The sequence below is a fragment of the Cytobacillus massiliigabonensis genome (assembly GCF_900199725.1).
GTDB classification, from domain to species: domain Bacteria; phylum Bacillota; class Bacilli; order Bacillales; family Cytobacillaceae; genus Cytobacillus; species Cytobacillus massiliigabonensis.
This window is the reverse complement of sequence record NZ_LT904903.1, coordinates 1,055,684-1,061,881: the sequence shown is the minus strand read 5'-3', so window position 1 is coordinate 1,061,881 and position 6,198 is coordinate 1,055,684. Positions and strand designations below refer to the sequence as shown.

Here is a 6,198-nt window from a genome sequence, read left to right as displayed (position 1 = left end):
TGGTTAAGTCCTCGACCGATTAGTATTTGTCAGCTCCACGTGTCACCACGCTTCCACCTCAAACCTATCAACCTGATCATCTTTCAGGGGTCTTACTAGCTTGACGCTATGGGAAATCTCATCTCGAGGGGGGCTTCATGCTTAGATGCTTTCAGCACTTATCCCTTCCGCACATAGCTACCCAGCGATGCTCTTGGCAGAACAACTGGTACACCAGCGGTGCGTCCATCCCGGTCCTCTCGTACTAAGGACAGCTCCTCTCAAATTTCCTGCGCCCACGACGGATAGGGACCGAACTGTCTCACGACGTTCTGAACCCAGCTCGCGTACCGCTTTAATGGGCGAACAGCCCAACCCTTGGGACCGACTACAGCCCCAGGATGCGATGAGCCGACATCGAGGTGCCAAACCTCCCCGTCGATGTGGACTCTTGGGGGAGATAAGCCTGTTATCCCCGGGGTAGCTTTTATCCGTTGAGCGATGGCCCTTCCATGCGGAACCACCGGATCACTAAGCCCGACTTTCGTCCCTGCTCGACTTGTAGGTCTCGCAGTCAAGCTCCCTTATGCCTTTACACTCTTCGAATGATTTCCAACCATTCTGAGGGAACCTTTGGGCGCCTCCGTTACTTTTTAGGAGGCGACCGCCCCAGTCAAACTGCCCACCTGACACTGTCTCCTGCCCCGATCAGGGGCATGGGTTAGAATTTCAATACAGCCAGGGTAGTATCCCACCGATGCCTCCACCGAAGCTGGCGCTCCGGCTTCCAAGGCTCCTACCTATCCTGTACAAGCTGTACCGAAATTCAATATCAGGCTACAGTAAAGCTCCACGGGGTCTTTCCGTCCTGTCGCGGGTAACCTGCATCTTCACAGGTACTATAATTTCACCGAGTCTCTCGTTGAGACAGTGCCCAGATCGTTACGCCTTTCGTGCGGGTCGGAACTTACCCGACAAGGAATTTCGCTACCTTAGGACCGTTATAGTTACGGCCGCCGTTTACTGGGGCTTCAATTCAGAGCTTCGCGTGAGCTAACCCCTCCTCTTAACCTTCCAGCACCGGGCAGGCGTCAGCCCCTATACTTCGCCTTGCGGCTTCGCAGAGACCTGTGTTTTTGCTAAACAGTCGCCTGGGCCTATTCACTGCGGCTCTTCGAGGCTTTAACACCCCAAAGAGCACCCCTTCTCCCGAAGTTACGGGGTCATTTTGCCGAGTTCCTTAACGAGAGTTCTCTCGCTCACCTTAGGATTCTCTCCTCGCCTACCTGTGTCGGTTTGCGGTACGGGCACCTTATCCTCGCTAGAGGCTTTTCTTGGCAGTGTGGAATCAGGAACTTCGGTACTATATTTCCCTCGCTGTCACAGCTCAGCCTTCACGCAAACGGGATTTTCCTCGCTTGCAGCCTAACTGCTTAGACGCACATATCCAGCAGTGCGCTTACCCTATCCTCCTGCGTCCCCCCATTGCTCAAACGGAGTTTGGTGGTACAGGAATATCAACCTGTTGTCCATCGCCTACGCTTTTCAGCCTCGGCTTAGGTCCCGACTAACCCTGAGCGGACGAGCCTTCCTCAGGAAACCTTAGGCATTCGGTGGATGGGATTCTCACCCATCTTTCGCTACTCATACCGGCATTCTCACTTCTAAGCGCTCCACCAGTCCTTGCGGTCTAGCTTCAACGCCCTTAGAACGCTCTCCTACCACGGACATCGGTAGATGTCCATCCACAGCTTCGGTGATACGTTTAGCCCCGGTACATTTTCGGCGCAGAGTCACTCGACCAGTGAGCTATTACGCACTCTTTAAATGGTGGCTGCTTCTAAGCCAACATCCTGGTTGTCTAAGCAACTCCACATCCTTTTCCACTTAACGTATACTTTGGGACCTTAGCTGGTGGTCTGGGCTGTTTCCCTCTTGACTACGGATCTTATCACTCGCAGTCTGACTCCCATGGATAAGTCTTTGGCATTCGGAGTTTGTCTGAATTCGGTAACCCGATGGGGGCCCCTAGTCCAAACAGTGCTCTACCTCCAAGACTCTTTCTACATGAGGCTAGCCCTAAAGCTATTTCGGAGAGAACCAGCTATCTCCAAGTTCGATTGGAATTTCTCCGCTACCCACACCTCATCCCCGCACTTTTCAACGTGCGTGGGTTCGGTCCTCCATTCAGTGTTACCTGAACTTCAACCTGGACATGGGTAGATCACCTGGTTTCGGGTCTACGACCACATACTCATTCGCCCTATTCAGACTCGCTTTCGCTGCGGCTCCGTCTATTCAACTTAACCTCGCATGTAATCGTAACTCGCCGGTTCATTCTACAAAAGGCACGCTATCACCCATTAACGGGCTCTAACTACTTGTAGGCACACGGTTTCAGGATCTCTTTCACTCCCCTTCCGGGGTGCTTTTCACCTTTCCCTCACGGTACTGGTTCACTATCGGTCACTAGGGAGTATTTAGCCTTGGGAGATGGTCCTCCCTGCTTCCGACGGGATTTCTCGTGTCCCGCCGTACTCAGGATCCACTCTGGAGGGAACGAAGTTTCAACTACAGGGCTTTTACCTTCTCTGGCCGGCCTTTCCAGACCTGTTCATTTACCTCGTTCCTTTGTAACTCCGTGTAGAGTGTCCTACAACCCCAAGAGGCAAGCCTCTTGGTTTGGGCTAATCCCGTTTCGCTCGCCGCTACTCAGGGAATCGCGTTTGCTTTCTCTTCCTCCGGGTACTTAGATGTTTCAGTTCCCCGGGTCTGCCTTCATTACCCTATGTATTCAGGTAAAGATTCTATCCCATTACGGATAGAGGGTTCCCCCATTCGGAAATCTCCGGATCAAAGCTTACTTACAGCTCCCCGAAGCATATCGGTGTTAGTCCCGTCCTTCATCGGCTCCTAGTGCCTAGGCATTCACCGTGCGCCCTTTCTAACTTAACCTACTTCGGTCAACAATCAGCTTCGAATCTCTGCGTCAGCTCTCTCACTCCGCTCCTCACGTACTGAGTACGCTCCGGTGCTCGTTCGGTCGCTTCCTTGATCTTCTCGCTGCTTGTTGCCCTCATGGTTTGTACTCTTATTTTGATTATAAAAAATCATTTAATAAGAGAAAACTAAGATGGCGATTACTCGGTTATTCTTCTTTATATACATTATCTAGTTTTCAAAGAACAAATTTATATGAGAGAATTGCTCTCTCAAAACTGAACGAACAATGAAACGTCTTTTAATGAAGTTAGACTTCATTTCATCCTTAGAAAGGAGGTGATCCAGCCGCACCTTCCGATACGGCTACCTTGTTACGACTTCACCCCAATCATCTGTCCCACCTTAGGCGGCTGGCTCCTTGCGGTTACCCCACCGACTTCGGGTGTTACAAACTCTCGTGGTGTGACGGGCGGTGTGTACAAGGCCCGGGAACGTATTCACCGCGGCATGCTGATCCGCGATTACTAGCGATTCCGGCTTCATGCAGGCGAGTTGCAGCCTGCAATCCGAACTGAGAATGGTTTTATGGGATTGGCTAAACCTCGCGGTCTTGCAGCCCTTTGTACCATCCATTGTAGCACGTGTGTAGCCCAGGTCATAAGGGGCATGATGATTTGACGTCATCCCCACCTTCCTCCGGTTTGTCACCGGCAGTCACCTTAGAGTGCCCAACTGAATGCTGGCAACTAAGATCAAGGGTTGCGCTCGTTGCGGGACTTAACCCAACATCTCACGACACGAGCTGACGACAACCATGCACCACCTGTCACTCTGTCCCCCGAAGGGGAAAGTCCTATCTCTAGGATTGTCAGAGGATGTCAAGACCTGGTAAGGTTCTTCGCGTTGCTTCGAATTAAACCACATGCTCCACCGCTTGTGCGGGCCCCCGTCAATTCCTTTGAGTTTCAGCCTTGCGGCCGTACTCCCCAGGCGGAGTGCTTAATGCGTTTGCTGCAGCACTAAAGGGCGGAAACCCTCTAACACTTAGCACTCATCGTTTACGGCGTGGACTACCAGGGTATCTAATCCTGTTCGCTCCCCACGCTTTCGCGCCTCAGCGTCAGTTACAGACCAGAGAGTCGCCTTCGCCACTGGTGTTCCTCCACATCTCTACGCATTTCACCGCTACACGTGGAATTCCACTCTCCTCTTCTGCACTCAAGTCTCCCAGTTTCCAATGACCCTCCCCGGTTGAGCCGGGGGCTTTCACATCAGACTTAAAAGACCGCCTGCGCGCGCTTTACGCCCAATAATTCCGGACAACGCTTGCCACCTACGTATTACCGCGGCTGCTGGCACGTAGTTAGCCGTGGCTTTCTGGTTAGGTACCGTCAAGGTACCGCCCTATTCGAACGGTACTTGTTCTTCCCTAACAACAGAGTTTTACGATCCGAAAACCTTCATCACTCACGCGGCGTTGCTCCGTCAGACTTTCGTCCANTACCGTCAAGCGAAAGCAAATTCCAAAGATTAATTTCCAGTGTCAGAAACATAAAATGACCAGCTAACTGTTTATTAGCTGGTCATTTTATGTTTCTGATTTTTAGAAATTCTTAGATTTAGATTTTGAAGGCAATATATATCCTTCTCCTTTTTCATATAGCTTCAATAATTTCTGAATGAAGCTTATCTTAGGGACAACATAGTAAACAATAATTGCTGTGATAATGCTTATTAATGCTCCTGCAGCAACATCAGCAGGATAGTGCACGCCTACCCACATTCTTGATATTCCTACTAAGATAGCGGCTATCATCCATAAAAAGCCATACCCCTTTTTAAAAAGCCAAAAGGTCATACAAAACGAAAAGAACAGTATGGTATGGTCACTTGGAAATGAGTTCCCGACGGTCTTTTCTATTAATTTATTCACGTTTGCCAGTTCAGCAAAAGGCTGATAGTTTGAATGGAATGTTCCTGCTAGTTTTCCTATGATTTCAGCAAATATAAAAGTAATCATCGCACTTATAACCATCATTCTATTCTTATACTCACGAGTAAACCAATAAATGATGGTAGCCAGCGCTAAAAGGTAAACTGTATATTCAGCAATGAAAACAAATGGAGGATTTAAGAATGTGTATTCTTTCCCTAAGTCGTTAATCATTCTGAATATATTTATGTTCGTTTCTGTAAATGACATTAGCTGGTTTCCCCCCTACTTCCTTTCTTATACTACAATTATGTCCCATGCGCTGTAAATGGAAAATTTGTTTACCTTACATTAGCTTACACTTTTGTAAGGTAAGCGTTTAAACCAATAGATTAATTGAAAGTATTAAATATAGCATAGATAAAGTAAAACAATTAAAAAACGGATAACTAACTATATCTCAATGACATGGTTAGTTATCCATTTTTTATCGGCAATGCCTAAAAGAACTAGGCAAAACTATCTATTCATAAATGATGGGCCTAAATGGACTCGAACCATCGACCTCACGCTTATCAGGCGTGCGCTCTAACCAGCTGAGCTATAGGCCCGCATTATGGGGCGGCTGATGGGAATCGAACCCACGAATGTCGGAACCACAATCCGATGCGTTAACCACTTCGCCACAACCGCCATAATTAATGGCAGGGGTAGTAGGAATCGAACCCACACTGAAGGTTTTGGAGACCTTAGTTCTACCTTTAAACTATACCCCTATAAATGGTGGAGGGGGACGGATTCGAACCGCCGAACCCGAAGGAGCGGATTTACAGTCCGCCGCGTTTAGCCACTTCGCTACCCCTCCGAAAACTTATGAAACATGCCGGCCAGAGGACTTGAACCCCCAACCTACTGATTACAAGTCAGTTGCTCTACCAATTGAGCTAGGCCGGCATAATATAAATGGTGGCTCAGGACGGAATCGAACCGCCGACACAAGGATTTTCAGTCCTTTGCTCTACCGACTGAGCTACTGAGCCACATAAAATTTTGTTTCCTAAACCTTAATTACAGAGTGACCTTTGTTCCAAAGCCCTGTGGTCTTTGTCACAGATTGCTACTCGTGGAAGTAATGCTTCGTACTGCAATCTGCTCTACCGACTGAGCTACTGAGCCACTATGTATAAATGGCGGTCCGGACGGGACTCGAACCCGCGACCTCCTGCGTGACAGGCAGGCATTCTAACCAACTGAACTACCGGACCAAATTGCGGGGACAGGATTTGAACCTGCGACCTTCGGGTTATGAGCCCGACGAGCTACCGGACTGCTCCACCCCGCGA

1 protein-coding gene, 8 tRNA genes and 2 rRNA genes are annotated in these 6,198 nt (G+C 49.2%); all 11 read right to left on the bottom strand.

All coding sequences use genetic code 11. The features are described 5' to 3' along the window. Positions 1-2,934: ribosomal RNA gene (locus C1726_RS11195) — 23S ribosomal RNA — on the bottom strand. Between the two features lie 317 nt (positions 2,935-3,251). Continuing rightward, a 16S ribosomal RNA gene (locus C1726_RS11190) occupies positions 3,252-4,510 on the bottom strand. Together the 16S and 23S rRNA genes form the textbook arrangement of a ribosomal RNA operon. A gap of 15 nt (positions 4,511-4,525) precedes the next feature. Continuing rightward, positions 4,526-5,125 carry an undecaprenyl-diphosphatase gene (locus tag C1726_RS11185; protein ID WP_102272659.1) on the bottom strand — a complete coding sequence of 200 codons (600 nt, stop codon included), beginning with the start codon at positions 5,123-5,125 and terminating at the stop codon, positions 4,526-4,528. A 267-nt stretch (positions 5,126-5,392) separates the two neighbouring features. After that, positions 5,393-5,466, bottom strand: a tRNA-Ile gene (locus C1726_RS11180). Positions 5,467-5,472: 6 nt separating this feature from the next. Further along, positions 5,473-5,548 (bottom strand) — tRNA-His (locus tag C1726_RS11175). 9 nt (positions 5,549-5,557) lie between these two features. Next, positions 5,558-5,631: transfer RNA gene (locus tag C1726_RS11170), tRNA-Trp, on the bottom strand. 5 nt (positions 5,632-5,636) lie between these two features. Next, positions 5,637-5,720, bottom strand: a tRNA-Tyr gene (locus C1726_RS11165). Between the two features lie 16 nt (positions 5,721-5,736). Beyond that, positions 5,737-5,809, bottom strand: a tRNA-Thr gene (locus C1726_RS11160). A 10-nt stretch (positions 5,810-5,819) separates the two neighbouring features. After that, positions 5,820-5,895: transfer RNA gene (locus C1726_RS11155), tRNA-Phe, on the bottom strand. A gap of 148 nt (positions 5,896-6,043) precedes the next feature. Next, a tRNA-Asp gene (locus C1726_RS11150) sits at positions 6,044-6,120 on the bottom strand. A gap of 3 nt (positions 6,121-6,123) precedes the next feature. Next, positions 6,124-6,197, bottom strand: a tRNA-Met gene (locus C1726_RS11145). Position 6,198: the final 1 nt, after the last annotated feature.